This window comes from Thermostichus sp. MS-CIW-37, from assembly GCF_054060065.1.
This window is the reverse complement of the sequence record NZ_JBSSCV010000016.1, coordinates 35,063-51,588: the sequence shown is the minus strand read 5'-3', so window position 1 is coordinate 51,588 and position 16,526 is coordinate 35,063. Positions and strand designations below refer to the sequence as shown.

Annotated in this window: 17 protein-coding genes; 12 read left to right on the top strand and 5 right to left on the bottom strand. The window is 61.9% G+C overall.

Going from position 1 to position 16,526, the window contains the following annotated elements:
- Positions 1-60: 60 nt before the first annotated feature.
- On the top strand, positions 61-1,098 hold the full coding sequence (locus ACVWYZ_RS08780; protein WP_457466823.1) for a DUF7933 domain-containing protein: 1,038 nt from the start codon (positions 61-63) through the stop codon (positions 1,096-1,098).
- On the opposite strand, the gene ACVWYZ_RS08775 is transcribed toward ACVWYZ_RS08780, so the two are convergent.
- The 3 genes from ACVWYZ_RS08775 to ACVWYZ_RS08765 form a co-directional block, all read right to left on the bottom strand.
- Positions 1,095-2,102, bottom strand: a complete 1,008-nt coding sequence (locus tag ACVWYZ_RS08775; RefSeq protein ID WP_457466822.1) for an aspartate-semialdehyde dehydrogenase — start codon at positions 2,100-2,102, stop codon at positions 1,095-1,097. The two genes, ACVWYZ_RS08780 and ACVWYZ_RS08775, sit on opposite strands and share 4 nt — an antisense overlap.
- Positions 2,081-3,262 (bottom strand): 3-dehydroquinate synthase, encoded by a 1,182-nt coding sequence (gene aroB, locus ACVWYZ_RS08770; protein ID WP_457466821.1) that lies wholly within the window; start codon positions 3,260-3,262, stop codon positions 2,081-2,083. The genes ACVWYZ_RS08775 and aroB overlap by 22 nt, the downstream gene beginning before the upstream one ends.
- A 100-nt stretch (positions 3,263-3,362) precedes the next feature.
- Positions 3,363-5,465 carry a tetratricopeptide repeat protein gene (locus tag ACVWYZ_RS08765; RefSeq protein ID WP_457466820.1) on the bottom strand — a complete coding sequence of 701 codons (2,103 nt, stop codon included), beginning with the start codon at positions 5,463-5,465 and terminating at the stop codon, positions 3,363-3,365.
- Positions 5,466-5,621: 156 nt separating this feature from the next.
- On the opposite strand from ACVWYZ_RS08765, the gene ACVWYZ_RS08760 reads away from it, so the two are divergent.
- From ACVWYZ_RS08760 to ACVWYZ_RS08750, 3 genes are read left to right on the top strand one after another with little or no spacing between them, the layout of a single operon-like run.
- Entirely contained in the window at positions 5,622-7,175 is a 1,554-nt protein-coding gene (locus tag ACVWYZ_RS08760) for a hypothetical protein (protein WP_457466819.1), read from the top strand.
- Complete coding sequence (locus ACVWYZ_RS08755; RefSeq protein WP_457466818.1) at positions 7,139-7,597, top strand: thioesterase family protein; 459 nt, start codon at positions 7,139-7,141, stop codon at positions 7,595-7,597. Before ACVWYZ_RS08760 ends, ACVWYZ_RS08755 begins: the two co-directional genes overlap by 37 nt.
- Complete coding sequence (locus ACVWYZ_RS08750; RefSeq protein ID WP_457466817.1) at positions 7,576-8,151, top strand: hypothetical protein; 576 nt, start codon at positions 7,576-7,578, stop codon at positions 8,149-8,151. The genes ACVWYZ_RS08755 and ACVWYZ_RS08750 overlap by 22 nt, the downstream gene beginning before the upstream one ends.
- 175 nt (positions 8,152-8,326) lie before the next feature.
- On the opposite strand, the gene ACVWYZ_RS08745 is transcribed toward ACVWYZ_RS08750, so the two are convergent.
- Together ACVWYZ_RS08745 and ACVWYZ_RS08740 are read right to left on the bottom strand one after the other, a co-directional pair.
- Positions 8,327-9,388, bottom strand: a complete 1,062-nt coding sequence (locus ACVWYZ_RS08745) for a carboxypeptidase-like regulatory domain-containing protein (RefSeq protein WP_414424564.1) — start codon at positions 9,386-9,388, stop codon at positions 8,327-8,329.
- Between the two features lie 88 nt (positions 9,389-9,476).
- The gene (locus ACVWYZ_RS08740; protein WP_457466816.1) at positions 9,477-11,465 is read right to left on the bottom strand and encodes a carboxypeptidase regulatory-like domain-containing protein; all 1,989 of its coding nucleotides are present in this window, start codon (positions 11,463-11,465) and stop codon (positions 9,477-9,479) included.
- A gap of 433 nt (positions 11,466-11,898) precedes the next feature.
- Here ACVWYZ_RS08740 and rpmJ point away from each other — a divergent pair, with 433 nt between their 5' ends.
- The 8 genes from rpmJ to rpsI all read left to right on the top strand — a co-directional run bounded on the left by rpmJ (position 11,899) and on the right by rpsI (position 16,456).
- On the top strand, positions 11,899-12,015 hold the full coding sequence (rpmJ, locus tag ACVWYZ_RS08735; RefSeq protein WP_011433187.1) for a 50S ribosomal protein L36: 117 nt from the start codon (positions 11,899-11,901) through the stop codon (positions 12,013-12,015).
- 224 nt (positions 12,016-12,239) lie between these two features.
- Positions 12,240-12,623 (top strand): 30S ribosomal protein S13, encoded by a 384-nt coding sequence (rpsM, locus tag ACVWYZ_RS08730; RefSeq protein WP_011433188.1) that lies wholly within the window; start codon positions 12,240-12,242, stop codon positions 12,621-12,623.
- A gap of 79 nt (positions 12,624-12,702) precedes the next feature.
- Positions 12,703-13,089, top strand: coding sequence for a 30S ribosomal protein S11 (gene rpsK, locus ACVWYZ_RS08725; RefSeq protein ID WP_011433189.1), 387 nt, complete (start codon positions 12,703-12,705; stop codon positions 13,087-13,089).
- A 134-nt stretch (positions 13,090-13,223) separates the two neighbouring features.
- Positions 13,224-14,231, top strand: a complete 1,008-nt coding sequence (locus tag ACVWYZ_RS08720) for a DNA-directed RNA polymerase subunit alpha (protein WP_011433190.1) — start codon at positions 13,224-13,226, stop codon at positions 14,229-14,231.
- Between the two features lie 95 nt (positions 14,232-14,326).
- Positions 14,327-14,677, top strand: coding sequence for a 50S ribosomal protein L17 (rplQ, locus tag ACVWYZ_RS08715; protein WP_011433191.1), 351 nt, complete (start codon positions 14,327-14,329; stop codon positions 14,675-14,677).
- A gap of 13 nt (positions 14,678-14,690) precedes the next feature.
- Positions 14,691-15,548: a tRNA pseudouridine(38-40) synthase TruA gene (gene truA, locus ACVWYZ_RS08710; RefSeq protein ID WP_414424562.1), complete on the top strand. Its 858-nt coding sequence runs from the start codon at positions 14,691-14,693 to the stop codon at positions 15,546-15,548.
- A 45-nt stretch (positions 15,549-15,593) separates the two neighbouring features.
- The gene (rplM, locus tag ACVWYZ_RS08705; RefSeq protein WP_414355792.1) at positions 15,594-16,049 is read left to right on the top strand and encodes a 50S ribosomal protein L13; all 456 of its coding nucleotides are present in this window, start codon (positions 15,594-15,596) and stop codon (positions 16,047-16,049) included.
- Entirely contained in the window at positions 16,046-16,456 is a 411-nt protein-coding gene (rpsI, locus tag ACVWYZ_RS08700; protein ID WP_011433194.1) for a 30S ribosomal protein S9, read from the top strand. Before rplM ends, rpsI begins: the two co-directional genes overlap by 4 nt.
- Positions 16,457-16,526: the final 70 nt, after the last annotated feature.

The following is a 16,526-nucleotide window of genomic DNA, read 5'->3' as shown; positions in this document are numbered from 1 at the left end:
TGGACTGGAGTACACTGCAGCAAGACAGGTCGATAAAAACTAAAGTCAAGTCCGATAGTGATGAGGAGTGAGAGAGCGATGAAGAAAAAAGCAGCTACAACTCTTGTGGCCTTGAGTCTAGGAGCGGCCTGTCTAGGACTGACCGGCTGCGGTGGAGGCGGAAGCGGTGGGACGACAGTGCCTACACCTACACCGACTCCAACTCCGACACCTACGCCGCCTCCAACACCCACCCCAACCCCGACACCTACGCCCACAACGGGTGCCCCGACTTTTAGCAAGGCATTTAGTCCTACCTCGGTCTCGCTGGCTTTTGGCTCCACTCCCAAAACAACTCTGACCTACACGATTACCAACACCTCTGCCCTGCCCCTGGCTGGTCTAACTTTTTCCGACCCCTTGCCTACCGGTTTGGTCGTTGCCAATCCCAACAACCTCAGCAACGGCTGTGGCGGGACGCTGGCAGCTGCACCAGGAGCAACTTCCATCTTGCTGGTCAACGGCTCATTGGCAGCCAACGCTAGCTGCACCATCAGCCTGGATCTTCAAGTTACAGCCACGACAGCGGGATCCCTGACCAGCCCCGTGGTAATCCTGAGCAGCAACCAAGGGCCTAATGCCATCGCTGATGCTATCAACCTAACGGTAACGGTGCCAGATCCCACCTTTACCATGGCCTTTGATCCCAACCCGCGTGTCCTAGGTGGCAGTAGCGCACTTACCGGCACCGGAATTTTGACGTTTACCATCATCAACAACGCATCCATTCCACTGACGAACTTGGCCTTTGAACACATCTTGCCGGACAATCCGAATAATGGTTTGAAAGCTACCGGTTCGTCTGTGTCGCCAGCTACGTGCGGCACCGTTACGCTCACAGATACAGATTTGGATGGAAACAATGAAACCATTGCATTCACCGGCGGATCAGCAGGCCTAAGCCCAGGACAAACTTGCACAGTGGACATCACTGTCCAAACGGCGTTAGCTCTGAACCCAAACGACGCCTACATCTACCCCAACGACCCGGTGACGTTGATCAGCAATGAGGCTGCCCCTGTTACAGCGGGGCCAGTAACCTGGAGAGTTGTAAATTAGTCCTTCAATAGCAGCTCGGCAATTTGAACGGCGTTGAGGGCCGCACCTTTGCGGATTTGATCCCCGCACAGCCACAGCTCCAGGGCCTTGGGCTCGGAGATGTCCTGGCGGATGCGGCCCACCGCCACTTCATCCCTGCCGGCCACGTCGATGGGCATGGGAAAGCGGTTCTGCTGCCAACCTTCAATGAGCACCACCCCAGGGGCCTGGGCCAGGATTTGCCGGGCTTTTTCCACAGGGAAGGGCTGTTCAAACTCCAGGTTGAGGGCCTCGGCGTGGGTACGTAGCACCGGCACCCGCACACAGGTAGCTGTCAGCCGCAGGTTGGGGGATCCCATAATCTTGCGGGATTCGTTGACCATTTTCATCTCTTCCTGGCAGTAGCCGTTCTCTTGCAGGGGGCTGTTGTGGAGGAAGAGGTTGAAGGCAATGGGGTAAGGGAACACCTGGGGCTGCAACGGCTGCCCCTGCAGGTAGGCGCGGGTTTGCTCTTGCAGCTCCACCATGGCGCGGGCCCCGGCCCCACTGGCCGATTGATAGGTGGCGGCCACCACGCGGCGCAGGGGGATGTGGCGATGCAGGGGGTAGATGGCCACGCACATTAGGATGGTGGTGCAGTTGGGATTGGCAATGATCCCTTGGTGACGGAAGGCTTCCTGGGGGTTGACCTCCGGCACCACCAGCGGGACATCGGGATCCAGGCGAAAGGCGCTGGAGTTGTCAATCAGCACCGCCCCCGCCTCGACGATGGGCTTGGCCCAGGCTTTGGAAACACCGGCTCCGGCAGAGGCCAGCACCAGATCCAGGCCCTGGAAGGCCGCTTCTGAAACTGGTTCCACCGGGATCCGCTCCCCCTTGAAGGTCAAATAAGTGCCCGCTGAACGGGGCGAGGCCAAAAGCTTGAGGTCGGCTACAGGAAAATGGCGCTCTTCCAATAGCGTCAGCAGCTCCGTCCCTACTGCCCCTGTTGCTCCCAAAATGGCTACTCGTTGTTGCCGTGCCATGCTTTCTTGTCCTTAGGTTTTCCTAATTCTAGGGTTCCAGAGGTTGCTGTAATCGAGGCCAAAGCAGCCTGCACCTCTGCCAGCTCGACTTGATCGGTCAGCTCGGCCTGGCCGATGCGGCGGGGCAAAACGAAGCGAATCCGCCCCTGTTTGACTTTCTTGTCGGCCTGCATCGCCTGCAACACCGTCTCCCAAGGGATCCCGGCGGGCCATCGGCTGGGCAATCCTGCTTTTTCGATCAGGTGTCGTTGCCGCTCCGCCTCGGCGGCGCTCCACCAACCCAGGCGGCGGGCGATCTCCCCGGCAGCTACCATGCCGATGGCGACAGCTTCTCCGTGCAGATAGCGGCGGTAGCCGGTGGCAGCTTCTAGGGCATGGCCGAGGGTGTGGCCGTAGTTGAGGATGGCCCGCAGGCCCGCTTCTTTCTCGTCCTGCTGCACCACCCAGGCTTTGCACTCGGCACAGCGGCGCAGCAGGTAGTGCAAGTCTGCGGGAGTAAAGTCGGTATAGCGGCTCAGTTGGGGTCGATCTTCCAAAAACTCAAATAGGTCGGCAGCCTGAATCACGCCGTATTTGATCACCTCCGCTAGGGCTGAGGTAAACTCCCGCTGGGGCAGAGTCTGCAATAGCGTTGGATCAATCCACACCAGGCGCGGCTGATAAAACGCCCCAATGAGGTTTTTCCCGCCAGGATGGTTGACGCCGGTCTTGCCACCAATGGCCGCATCCACCATGGCCAAAAGTGAGGTGGGCACCTGCACAAAAGGGATCCCGCGCAGCCAGGTGGCGGCGGCAAACCCCACCATGTCGCCAATGACCCCCCCTCCTAGCGCCACCAAGGTGGAGGAGCGTTCCAGGCCAAAGGCTAGGGCGGCGTCGTAGATCTTGGCCACCGAGCGCAGGGTTTTGTAGCGTTCGCCGGCAGGCAATAGGCAGAGGTGGGCGGCAAACCCCGCTTGTTGCAGCCCCTGCAGCAACTTCTCGGCAAAGTGTTTGGCAATGCCGGGATGGCTCACCACCAGAGCCCTGCCGGAAAGCCCTCTAGCTCGCATTTGGGATCCCAGCTGGATGAGGCTGTGGCCAGGGGGGCCTTCGGCAGACTGGAGGAGAATATCGTAGGAGCTGTGGGGAAGCTTGACAGGGATCAGATAGGGATCCATGCGTGTCGGTCCTGGGGGGCGGGATCCAGTGTGGCATGTTCTGCTCCCGTCTGCCTGCTGCAGGCATTGTCCTTGGGGTCTGAAAGCCCAGGGGATCCTGCTAGGGGTTGGGGTCAACTGGCTGCGGTTGGGGAGTGAGGGTTTCCAAATCCGGCAGAGCTGTTCCCGCCGGCGAGGCCGAGTCTTCCTGGGCCAAGTCCTGCAGGGCGGCTTGGGCCGGCTGAAATTGCGGATCCAGCTCCAGACAGCGCCGCAAGCTGGCCTGGGCGGCTGCTCGCTGGCCGGCCCGCAGTTGAATCAGCCCCAGGGTGTGCCAAAAGGCGGGCCGCTGCGGATCCAGGTGCGTGGCCTGTTGGGCGTCTGCCAGGGCAGGTTCCAGCTTCCCCAATTTCAAGGCTTCCCAGGCGCGGTTGTTGAGGGCCACAGCATCTTCTGGGGTGAGCTGCAAAACCCGCGAGTAGGCTTGCACAGCTTGTTCGGGATCCCTCAGCTCGCTGTAGATCAACCCCAGGGCAAACCAGCCCCAGGGATCCCGTTCGTTGAGGCGGAGCATCTGCTGGCAGGCGGCACGGGCTTCTTCCAGCCGGCCCAGACGCCGCAGGCTGGTGATCTGGCCAAACCAGCAGGCAGAACTGCCGGGACGCTGCTGCACCAAGCGCTGGAAATGCTGCAGGCTGGCCTCATATTGCCCCAGCTCCTGCTGGGCCATTGCCAGGGCATAGCGGGCCGGAAAGTGCTCCGGCTTGATCTTGAGGGCTTCCTCGAAGTGGATACAGGCTTCTTTTAGGTAGCCCAATTTCTGGAAGGCCACACCGCGGGCGTACCAGCTTTTGTAGTTGTCGGCATCGTAGCGCAGAGCGCGTTCTAGGGCCTTGCTGGCCAGCCGATACTGCCCCAAGCGCAGCAGGGCCACCCCCAAGTTGTGCAGGGTGATGGGATCCCGGCGACGCAGCCGCAGCGAGCGCTTGTAACACTCGACAGCCGAGCGCAGCCGGTGGCAGTGGAAGAGGGCATTGCCTTGGTAGCGCCAAACCCGCGCACTTCTGGGGTTGAGCTTCAAAACCCGCGCAAAACTAGCCGCTGCCGAGCTGGGCCGACGCAGCCGCCGCAACACGATCCCACGGGCCAGCCAGGTGCGGGGCTGCTTGGGGTTGTAGCGCAGCGCTTTGTTCAGGCTGTTCAGGGCCAGCTTAGACCGCTTCAGTTGCAGCAGGCGGATGCCGCGGTTATGCCAGGCCAGAGCATCTTCCGGGTTGCTCTCCAGCACCTTGTCGTAGTTGACCACCGCCGACTTGTACTGCCCCAGGCGCCCCAGAATCAGGGCCAGGCGCAGCCGGGTTTCTTCGTCGTAGGGGTTGATGCTCAGGGATCCGTTGTAGCTGTCCACCGCCTCGCGGTAGCGGGCCAGCTGCACCAGCACATCCCCACGGCGGCTCCAAGCCAGGGCGAAGTTGGGATCCATGTTCAGAGCCCGGTCGTAGGCGGCCAGGGCTTCCGTCAGGTTGCCGCGGCGACGCCAGTCTTCCCCCCGCTCGAATTGGATGTCGGCACTGTTCCACTGAAACAGCCGCTGAATGAACTGCAAAATGGCGATCTGACGCGCTCCTTCTTCTGGCGTGGCGGAGGGGGTTTCGCCTGTGGCAATGCGCAGGATGGCCATCTGGATGGCCCGCAAAAAGGCCTGAAATCCCCGCACCTCTTCATCTTCCAGGGACTCTTTCCCCTCACGGCGGCGGTATTGCAGCCGGAACCGCTGCAGATCCCCGGGGGCAGGGAAGCTGGGATCCAAAAAGTGCATCAGCTCCAAGGCGCGGTACTCAAACAGCACCGGATCCTCTTCTGAGCCAGTAAAATCCAGCAGGGGCGCCTCTTCCAGGGGGCGGGGTAGCTCAGTGGGGGTGTGCAGCAGCGTCAGCAGGCGCTGGTTTTGTCGTGCCGGGGCATGGGGAAACCCGCTGTACAGCTCATCCCTTGGCCAGGGATCGGCAACAAACTCTGGAGAGGCCACCACTCCCACCCAGCGGCATTGTTCGATGGCCAGTTGCAGCTCCAGCTTGCGGTTATCCCCCGGCTGCAGCATCCAGCGGTCAAACCAGACTTTGAAACCCTCGCGATCCAGCCGCTCTGCCAACTGCCGAGCCCAACGGGCTTGCTCTCGGTGGTAGCGCAGGAAGAGATCGAACTTGTACTGGTCTGAAGCCATGAATGCTCGCTTGCTGCACTCTTCCAGCTTATCTTTGAGGAGGCCGGGTTGACTGGCTCCAGAAGGGAGGGCAGGTCTTAAATAGAGTGGGTAGCTGCGAGAAGAATTGGGAACCAGGACAAAGCCAGCAAGGCTGGGGGGAAAGGGCGGGGGCTTATGGACAGAGGGGTTTTGGCGATTGCGGCTGCGATTGGTTTTGTGATTCTGCTGTTGGAAGCGATTCGCTATCGCCGCTGGGGATCCGTTCGCCGTTGGCAACCGGCGGTGGGGCTGGGCTTGGCGGCATTGGTGGCACTGGGGTGCTGGCTGGGTCAGTTGCCGGAGCCGATCCCCCTTGCCTTGTTGTTGGGGGGCCTGGTGGGAGTGGGGTTGCTGGGGTTGAGTGGTTGCGGTCGGGCCGGGCAAGGGCTGGTAGTGCTGTTGCTCAGTTTGGCGGCCTGGCAAAGTCTGGCTATCGGCTCCCCCAGTCGCATCGGCATTGCGGAGCAGCATGGAATGCTCTTTCTGTGGGGCTGCGGCCTGGGGATGGGCTTGGTGGGGATCCCTTTGCTGGGGGTCTTGGCCGCAGCGGAAGCCCTGTCGTTGCTGATGGCGCTGGGCCAGGGGTGGAGCGGCATTGCCGCCATAACCTGGGGATCTCGCCTGCTGGAGATGGGATCCCAGCCGGATCTCCCTTGGCAGGTGCTGTTGCCGGTGGGGCTGGCCGCCCTCAGCTTGGTGGCAGGCACTGTGCCGCTCTTGACCGCCTCAGAAGACTCCCCCGGGCTGCTGTCGGCAGTGGGGCATGGGGTGGGGTGGCTGGTGGCGTTGGCGCTGGCCTTGGCCTTGACCCGCAACGGCCTATACCAGGATCCCTTCTGGGCCTTGCTCTACGGGGCAGGGGTGCTGCTCTCGTGGGCCTTGCTTGCCTTGGAGAACCAGACGGGACAGGGGATCCCCGCGCCGGCAGGGGAACCTGCTGGCGTCAGCGGGCCGGAGGCTTTAGCCGGTCGCGTCAGCGTTGCCGAGCAACAAGGACGGCTGCTCTGGCGGGCCTGCGTGGGCCTAACGCTGGTGGGGGGAGGAGCGCTGCTGGCGTTGCGGCTGGGGGGATCCTACGGGGCGGCGCTCTTGGGGCTGGGGTGTCTGGCTTTTCCCAGCCGCTGGGGGGCGATGGCAGCCCTCTTCTTGTCGGCCCGCCCTCTGCTGCAAAACCTGTTGCACCAGTTCAACCTGCAGGTTGCCGGGATCGACCTCACCCAACCCTATGTGTCGGCGGCGCTGTACCTGGGCATGGCGGCCATGGCGCTGGCGGCGCTCCTGCACTGGCTGTATGGGCCAGACAAACCCCTGCAGACGGGGATCGCTCTGACGCTGGCCAGCCTGGCTCTGCCGGTGGGGGTGGGCTACTTCATTCACGCTCAGCCGCAAGCGGCCTTCCTGTTGGGAGCCTTGACCACCGCCTTGATCCTGGCGGCGCTGCAGCCCATCCTCCTGCAGCAGGAGGGAAGAGGGGCGGAATCTCTGGGGATCCGAGGTTTGGGCCTGGCTGTGCTCGCCATTCTGGGATCCAACCTCAGCCGCGATTGGACGGTAACCGGCTTCCATGCCACCCGCTGGGAACGGGCGCTGGTGCTGGCCGGGGTGGTCGGGATCCTGGCGTTGATTCTCCTGCTCTGGCAAGGCTGGAGCCTATGGCACTCTGGGAGAAGGCGCGCCCCCGCCCGCTGATGAAACCTGTTCCCCTGGGCACCCTCGGCACCTGGCAAGGGACCCTCGGCCCAGAACAAACCGCTGCAGCCCTGGGCAACCCCGGTGTGAAGGTGATCGGATCCCCGGCTCTGTTGACGTTGATCGAGCGGTGCAGCCACACCACCTTGCAGCCCTTCTACGAGCCGGAGGAAGCGGCGGTCGGGATCCGCTTTGCCTTGGAGCATCGGTCGGCAGCGGTGGCGGGGGATCCCTTGCAGGTTCGGGTCGAAGTCGTGGCCGTGGAGGGAAGACGCATTCGGTTTCAGGTCGAGATTACCCAACAGGAGCGGCTGGTGATGCAGGGATCCTACACCTGCCTGGTGGTCGATTTGCCCCGTTTTCTGGCCCGCTATGGATTGACCGCGGAGGATCCCAGTCGGTGCTCAAGCTGTTCGCGTTAGCGGGACGGAGTCCTTTGGGATTGCTGCTGGCCGTCTTTGTGGGAACTCTCTTGTTCTGGCCTCAACAGCTCATTCTGCGCTACCGCAAACCCTGGCAGGGCCCCCTTGCCTGGATCTGGAAATGGCACGGGTGGGGGGGGTGGACTGTGCGGGGCAGCCGCCGTGGTTGGGAATGGCGTTGGGGATCCCTGCGCCTTCGCGGCCGTTGGCCGGCGCAGCGGAGAGAACGTTGCTCCCCCAGAGATTGGCCCTACCTGTGGAAGCTGGGCAAGCAGCTCCACATCCAATCTTGGCAAGGAGGGGTGGAAATTGGCTTTGCCGATCCGGCTTTGACGGGGCAATGCTTGGGACTAATCGCCGCTCTACCCCCTCAGTTGGCCCAACACCTGCGCTTGACCTTCACCCGCATCGGCTGGTGCGGACAGGGATCCCTGGTGGTTCGGTTTCGCGGCTGGCAGGTGCTGGGGCCGGCCTTAAAACTGGGATGGCTCGCCCTTTCGCGCCGGTGGGACAGAGTCCTGCGGGCAACCAGGGGGGATCCCCAGCAAAAATAGCCCATGGGACAGCTGGCGTCAGGAGCAAAGCGCTGGGGGGGGAACTGCAGCGCTGACGCGGTCAGGCCGGCTGCAGCGCCGGGCAGCAATTCAACAGAGGCATGACCTACCCGCCTCCCCCTTCGCCCTGGCCGTTGGTAGGGGTGGGGGCAGGTGCTGCAGGGATAATTAAGACCTAGGGAGTCGGTGTGGCAGAGGGGATGCGCAGCTCCACAGCCGTATCCAGGCGAGAGCGTGGGGGTGGGGCTTCTCCCTGAGCCAGTTCTAGGTACTGGGCCAGCGGGTGATGCTCCTTCCAGCGGGATCCCACCTCAGCAGCCATCTGGGTGACTTGGATTTGATAAAGCTGGGCCAGCTCGGCAGCATTGAGGTTGCTCCGCTCCACCTGATCGCGACTGGCCTCGGCCAGGATATCTACCACAAGGTTGCCTTGCTCATCAAACCGCCACAGTTCCAGGCGGCTGCGGGAACGCAGGCTCAGCTCCGTTGGCGAAGCTGGTCGAGTGAGGACATCGACGCGGGCGATGACGATGGCTTCCAGGCCCAGGTAATCGAAAAATTGGCCCACCGCCTCCGGCTTGCGGCGATCCCACTCAAACAGCTCGTAGATGGGCCAGCCCACCTTCTGCAAAATGGGCTGAATGCGACGGTTGTCCAGGGGCACCACCTTCTCGCCGTTGGGGATCAAGCCCAGACGCACCGCCTCTATGGCCAGGCGCTGGCCCAACAGTTGGGTATGCTCCAACCCTCCCACCCCCAAAATGCCAAGGCGACGACGGGGTTGAGGCCGAATGGGCACCTGCAAAACCACATCCACAGGGGTGGTCAGGCCCCCTTGCAGCAGGATCTCCTGCTCTGCCTTTTCATAGTCGGGGTGCCACACCGTCAACAGCCAACGCCCGGCTGGGGCTTGGTCTAGCTCAAAAGCGCCCCGCTCATCGGTTTGAATCGGCTGATTGGGGTTCTCCATGCCCTCCAACTGCACCTGTGCCCCCGCCACAGGTTGCCCCACGCTGTTGCTCACCTGCCCCACCAGCCGTGCTGTTCCCTGGGGCTGCCCTCTGTTTTGGGAGGGAAACAACGGCGTCAACCGCGGAATGGGGGTGGCCGGAGCCTGAGCCAGCGCTCCTGAAGCCAGTGCCAGCCAGCCGCAGAGGGCCAGACTGCCTGTTCGCGAGAGCGTTGCGTAGCGATAGCTAATCCTGTGCCGGAGAGGATGAAAGAAGAAAAAAGGCATGGCGAAGGTTGCATCCGGTAGTAGCAGTCGGTTCTATTCTGCTCCGCACCCCTGACGCGAACAGGGCAAGATCCTGCTGCAGGGATCCTCACCCAGAAAAGGGGTTGTTGGTTTGCCATTGTTGGACAAACACCGGCACCATGTTGCGCACCTGCAGCCGAAACAGGCCCGCTGCCGCATCTTCAAACATCGGATCCCCGCCCACATCATCCCGCCCATAGGCTTCGTAGTAGCGAGCCCGATCCCCAGGCCGATCCCTCTGCAAGTCCACCACCACCACCACCCCGCGGCTGCGCAACTGGTTGGGGGTGAAATTGGGAATTTCCACCGGCACCGTCGGGGCCACAAAGCGTAAGGCCGTATTCAGCAGAGAGTTGCCCTGGCGGTTGTAGTCCCGCGAGATCTGCATCTGGGTCAAAAGGATGTAGCGCAATCCCAGGGCATCCCCGATGGCCTTCAGCTTGGCCAAATCGGAGGTGTAGCGCTCATCCCGATCCAACAACGTTAGGCCCTGGGTGAGGGGCAGAAGCGGCTCAAACCGAGGATCCGGCCCCAAAGGCCCCTTCAAGAGGATCACCGGTCGCTGGGGCTGCAACTCCTTCAGGGCCATGCTGAGGTGGCGGGCCAGCTCATCCGAGTAAACGGGTTCATCGGGCAAAAGGCCAATGCCCTCCGGCTGGCGGGTCGGTTCCCCGGGCGGCAGACGAATATCCTGAGTGGAGACAAAGCCGGCCCGGACTTCCACCTGGGTGCTGGTCAGGGGAAAACCCGGCACCTCCACATCCACCAAATACAGGCCGGCCGGCAGTTCCGGCAGCACGTAAGTGCCGTCGGCAGCAATGCGGACGGTTTGCCTGGGTTGGGTTGGCGTGGCGGCCAAGTGCAAAACCCCCGTCTGAACAGGTTGGCCGGCAATATCCAGCACCCGCCCGGTCACCACACCGCGGTTGCCTGGAGAGGGGACTCCCCCGTTCAGGACCTCTGTCCCGCCGTCGCCAACTTGAGCCTGAATATCCTGCAAACGGCGCAAAGCTGGGATCCCTGCTGCCACCACCCACAAATCCCGCTCCCCCAGCATCACCAGACCCGTCGGCTGTCCCTGCAGCCGCAGCGAGGCCACCAATCGCCCCGTCTGTAAATCCACCAGCTGCAGGCGGTCGCTATCGCGGGAGGTCACGTAAGCCCAACGTCCATCCGGGGAAAGGGCCAGCCGCGTCGGTCGCCAATCCAGGCCAACCCGCTGCAGGGCCTCGCCGCTGCGGCTCAGATCCAGCACTGTTAGATCTTGGCTGCCCGAGTTGAGCACCACCAAGCGTTGCCGTTCGGCATCCAAAGCCATCGCTTCCGGAGTATTGCCGCCGCGCCAACGGGCCAACAACTCCCCATTGTCTGGGTTGACCACCAGCAAACTGAGGGGATCCTCCCCGGCTAGACCCACAAACAGGGATCCCCGCTCCGCATCGTAGGCCAGCGCCAAAGGGGGGCCGGGCATCGGCAAATTGCGGGCTTGCGGCTGCTCTGAGGGGTCGCTTTGGCGTTTGTGCTCCGCACCGCTGCTGCGAAGGGGAGCAGCCATCACCGCCAAACTCTGGGCAGAGGGCAGGGAGGCGAAAACCCGCCCTGTGGCCGCATCCACGGCAATATCCAAAACCCCTGCCGGCAACCCATAAGCCTGAATCAGCTCCCCCGTCAGCAGATCGAGGGCCACCAGCCCAGGGGCATTGGGGCCAGAGGCATAGACCACCTGCCGCGCCTCATCCACCCGCACCACACTGGGGGCAAACCCCACCGCCGCCTGCCACAGGGGATCCCCGCTGGCCCCATCCAGCAGAGTCACCGCCTGCTCCTCCAACAGCCCAACCGCAACCCAGCCCCGATCCGGTACCCCATCGATGCGATCGGCAGAGCTGCGCAACGGCAAAAGCCAATCCCCCTCTGTCCTCAGGCCGTTCCCATCCGCAGAAAAGTTCCTCCCAGCAGAGGAAGAGCCTGCCTCCGGCGAAGGGATCCCTTGCCCCAACACAGGGGATCCCAGCCCCAGCACGCTGCTCAGCACAACCAGCCATTGCCACCGCATGACCTTCCTCACTCCACAGCCGCGCCTGCTTTGACTCAGGAGCATGCCTCTAACCCCCAAAACCCTGAACTTTGCTGAATTTACTGAGCTTTAAGCGGTTTGGCAAAAGTCATTGAGAGGGATATAGTAGACCAAGTTTCCCCCTGATCCTTGAGTCCACCGCAACGGTTGCCGGGAAGTGAAGGGGGAAAGCGCTCGGGGGGTATTCCTCAGGGGTTTGCGGGATACCGCCTTCCTGCTCAGAGATAGGCAGGATGCGATCGCTTCTTTCCTGAACCATGTTCAGGAGAGTTCAGCGTGAATGTATCAGATCCTCGCCCAACCAGTATAGCCAACCCGACTGTCCGCTCGCTGTCAGCAAACCCAAACACATTTTGACAGGTTGCCCAGACGAACATAGAATGGATATTCGCTGGTTTTGTCAGGATCAACCATGAAGGTACGGCCTTCCGTCCGTCGGATCTGCGAAAAATGCCGGGTCATCCGCCGCCACGGTCGGGTGATGGTCATTTGTTCTTCCAACCCCAAGCACAAGCAGCGGCAGGGCTAGAGGGTCGATGGTGGGTGGGTTCAGCCTGCAACGGGAGACAGAGGCAAAGGCTTCCGACACAACCGAGCAAAACGTTGGCTAGACCTCTCGGTGAGCATGGATCCCAAGACCGGCATCTCTACAGCAACATTTCTCTGAATGAGGATCCCATCTCAGGCAGGCAACTCAATCCTTACTGGGCAAGTGTGTTCGAGTTGGTTTGATTTGATAAGGTACCCCTGACTATGGCACGGATTGCGGGAGTTGACATCCCCCGAGAAAAGCGAGTGGAGATTGCCCTCACCTACATTTACGGCATTGGGCTAACCCGCTCCCGCCAGATTTTGGCGAAGACCGGTATCAATCCGGATACTCGTACCCGCGACCTCACCGACGCTGAGGTGGCCGCCCTACGGACGGTGGTGGAGGGCGAATACCAGGTAGAAGGGGATCTGCGCCGCCAGGAGGCGATGAACATCAAGCGGCTGATCGACATTGGCACCTATCGAGGTCGTCGCCATCGCCTGGGTCTGCCCGTGCGTGGTCAGCGCACCCGCACCAATGCCCGCACCCGCAAGGGGGTCAGGAAAACGGTGGCCGGCAAGAAGAAAGCTCCTGCCAAGAAGTAGTCGCTCGGCGCGGAAGGCAAAACTCTTCCACCATCCCGAATCCCAACCCCAAACAGTCGATTGCAAGGACACCTGGATCATGGCTCGGCAGCAACGGCGCGGACGTAAAGTCAAAAAGAACATCCCCAATGGGGTGGCCTACATTCAGTCCACCTTCAACAACACCATCGTCACCATCACGGATCCCAACGGCGATGTGGTGTCTTGGGCCTCGGCAGGTTCTACGGGCTTCAAAGGGGCCAAAAAGGGCACTCCCTTCGCCGCCCAAATGGCAGCAGAAAGTGCGGCGCGTCAAGCCATGGAGAACGGCATGCGCCAGATCGAAGTGATGGTCAGCGGGCCGGGAGCCGGTCGAGAAACCGCCATTCGCGCTCTACAGGCAACGGGCTTGGAAATTACCCTTATTCGAGATATCACCCCCATTCCCCACAACGGTTGCCGTCCCCCCAAGCGGCGGCGTGTCTAAAGGATCCCGCGTTGAGGGCCGGTCGAGCGTCTGTAGGAGTTTGCTCCAGAGCTACAGGTCTGCCCAAGCGTGAGATGACCTCGAAGTTTCATCAGTTCTCCAAACGGATGTCGAGCCAGACGGACGGGGCCACCATGACGATTCAAACCAGCCGAACCCTCTCCCACTCTCTGGGCAGCAGAGCGAGCTCAAGCGCTGTTGCTTACCAGACCGAGTGTGTTGAATCTCATCGGGATGATAACGGCGTTCACTACGGCAAATTTGCTCTGGGGCCACTGGAGCGCGGCCAAGGGATCACGGTGGGCAACGCTTTGCGGCGGGTGTTGCTCTCCAATCTAGAAGGGACGGCGGTGACTGCTGTACGCATTGCCGGGGTGACCCACGAGTTTTCCACGGTGCCGGGGGTGCGGGAAGACGTGATGGAGATCCTTCTAAACATGAAGGAGCTGGTGCTGCGCTCCAGTTCCCCCGAGACTCAGGTGGGCCGCTTGGTGGCTCAGGGGCCAGGGGAAGTTACTGCTGAGAAGCTGCAATTGCCCAGCGATGTGGAGGTGATCAACCCCCGTCACCACATTGCCACCCTGGCGGAAGGGGCGATTTTGGAAATGGAGTTCATGATTGGCCGGGGACATGGCTACCGCGCCGTCGATTACTCCGACAGCAAAGCGATGGCGATTGATTTTCTGCAGATCGACTCTGTCTTCATGCCGGTGCGCAAGGTGAACTACGCTGTGGAAGCAGCTCGGGTGGGCCAATTCCTGGAAAAAGATCGGCTAGTATTGGAAATCTGGACCAACGGCAGCCTCACCCCGCAAGAGGCCCTCAGCCAAGCGGCCCGCATTTTGGTGGGCTTGTTCGCACCGCTGCAGGAGGTCAGCTTCGATGCTCCTGTGCCGCCCAAGCCAGACGAGGACAACCAAAAAAACCAGATCCCCATCGAGGAGCTACAGCTCTCGGTACGGGCCTACAACTGTCTGAAGCGAGCTCAGATCAACACGGTGGCCGATCTGCTGCTCTATACCGAGGAAGATCTGCTGGAGATCAAAAACTTTGGCCAGAAGTCTGCCGAAGAGGTGGTGCAGGCTTTGAAAGCCCGCTTTGGTCTGACACTGCCCCGCACCCGCGAAAAAGGCAAGGCCTAGAGTTTAGGTTCCGTCTCAAGCATCTGCACCGCTAGCACAACCGCGTCAAAACGCAAGGATCCCCGAAGAGTGTAGGACACAAGACAGAGGTTACCATGCGCCACCGCCGTCGTACCCCCCACCTCAATAAGCCCGCCGACCAGCGCAAGGCCCTGATGCGGGCGCTGACCACGGCTCTGCTGCGGGAAGGGCGGATCACCACCACCAAAGCCCGCGCCAAAGCCATTCGGGCCACCACCGAGAAGATGATCACCCTGGCCAAAGAGGGATCCCTGGCGGCGCGGCGACAGGCGCTGGCCTACATCTACGACAAGGAGCTGGTGCGCTCCCTGTTTGAGCAGGCTCCTGAGCGCTACCGGGATCGGCCCGGTGGCTATACCCGCATCTTGCGCACCGTGCATCGGCGGGGGGATGGAGCAGAAATGGCGGTCATCGAGCTGGTGTAGCGGAAAGGGATCCATGCCGTACCGTCGCATTGCCCTGAGAATTCAGTACCTCGGCAGCAGGTTCTATGGCTGGCAGCGCCAGGCAGCCCGCCGTACCGTGCAAGGGGTGCTGGAGGAGGCGATTGCGTCGCGGGCGGGGCATCCGGTAACCCTCTATGGGGCCGGTCGCACCGATACGGGGGTTCATGCTGCAGGCCAGGTGGCCCACTTCGACACCACCTCCGGCATCCCTGCGGCGGAGTGGTCGAGGGTGCTGAACGACTGTCTGCCGGAAGATGTGGTAGTGCTGGCTTCTGCTCAAGTGCCTGACTCCTGGCACGCTCGCTTTTCGGCTCGCTGGCGCCGCTACCGCTACCTGATCCTGAACCGGGAGCGACCGGATGTGTTCTGGCGCCTCTTTAGCTGGCAAGTGCGTTGGCCTCTGCAGGTGGAGCCGATGGCGGAAGCCCTGAATTCCCTGCTGGGGGAGCACAGCTTGGAAGCCTTCCGGCGGCGGGGATCGGATCGGCCCCACTCGCGGGTACAGGTGCAGGAGGTGCTCTGCCAGCGGCTGGGGGACTTGATCAGCATCGAGGTGCAGGCCAGCGGCTTCCTCTACCGGATGATGCGGCTCTTGGTGGGATCCCTAGAGGTGGTGGGCCGAGGCGAGCTCAGCCCAGCCCAATTTGTCCACCTGTGGCAACACAACGACTGGAGCCAGATGCGCACCCGCTACAGCGCTCCTCCGCAAGGGCTGTGCCTGACGGATGTGGGCTATGCTGCGGATCCCTTCGGTCAACAGTTCGCCCACTCGCCGCCCTTTTGGGCCTTGCCCACAGAGCCTCCCTCCGCCCTTCGGTCGCCGGCTGCGTTGGCCCATTCCTGCGGTTGATCTGGGCGATCTCCAAGCTTGTCCTGATATGTTTCCTTGCCTGCCATGAACAAAACTCCCCTTCCCAACCCCGAGACTCTGGCGCCCCGCTGGTATCTGGTGGATGCTGCCAATCAGCGCCTGGGCCGCTTGGCCGCCGCTGTGGCCACCCTCTTGCGGGGTAAGCACAAACCGGACTTCACCCCTCACCTGGATACGGGGGACTATGTAATTGTGATCAACGCTGAGAAAGTGGTGGTCACTGGCAAAAAGCGCACCCAAAAGCTCTACCGCCGCCACTCTGGCCGTCCCGGCGGCATGAAAGTAGAAACCTTTGCCCAACTGCAGGCGCGCCTGCCGGAGCGGGTGGTGGAAAAAGCGGTCAAGGGAATGTTGCCCCACACCCGTTTGGGCCGGCGGCAATTCACCAAGCTAAAAGTTTATGTCGGGCCGAGCCACCCTCATGAGGCCCAGCAGCCCCAAGTTTATCCGCTCAACACGATCCCAGGAGCCAAAGCATGACTCAAGCGAGCAGCCAACGAGCCGTTTATTGGGGAACGGGACGCCGCAAAACCGCCGTTGCCCGCGTGCGTTTGGTGCCCGGCACGGGCAAAATCATCATCAACGACAGGCCGGGAGACCAGTATCTGCAGTACCAAGAAGCCCTGCTGGCCAGTGTGAAGGGGCCGCTGGAGATCCTTGGTCTGGAAAACTCCTACGACATCTTGGTGCGAGCCCATGGCGGCGGCGTTCACGGCCAGGCGGATGCGATCAAGCTGGGGGTGGCGCGCGCCCTCTGTGAGGTGGATCCGGCCAATCGCGGCCCCTTGAAAGTAGAGGGTTATCTGAAACGGGATCCGCGCGCCGTGGAGCGGAAGAAATACGGCCTGCGTAAGGCCCGCAAGGCTCCCCAGTACTCGAAACGCTAGGGATCCCTGCCGTTGTTTTTAGAGGAAGATGTTGATAGACAAGGGTATAGAAACAGGCCCAGAGGAGGAA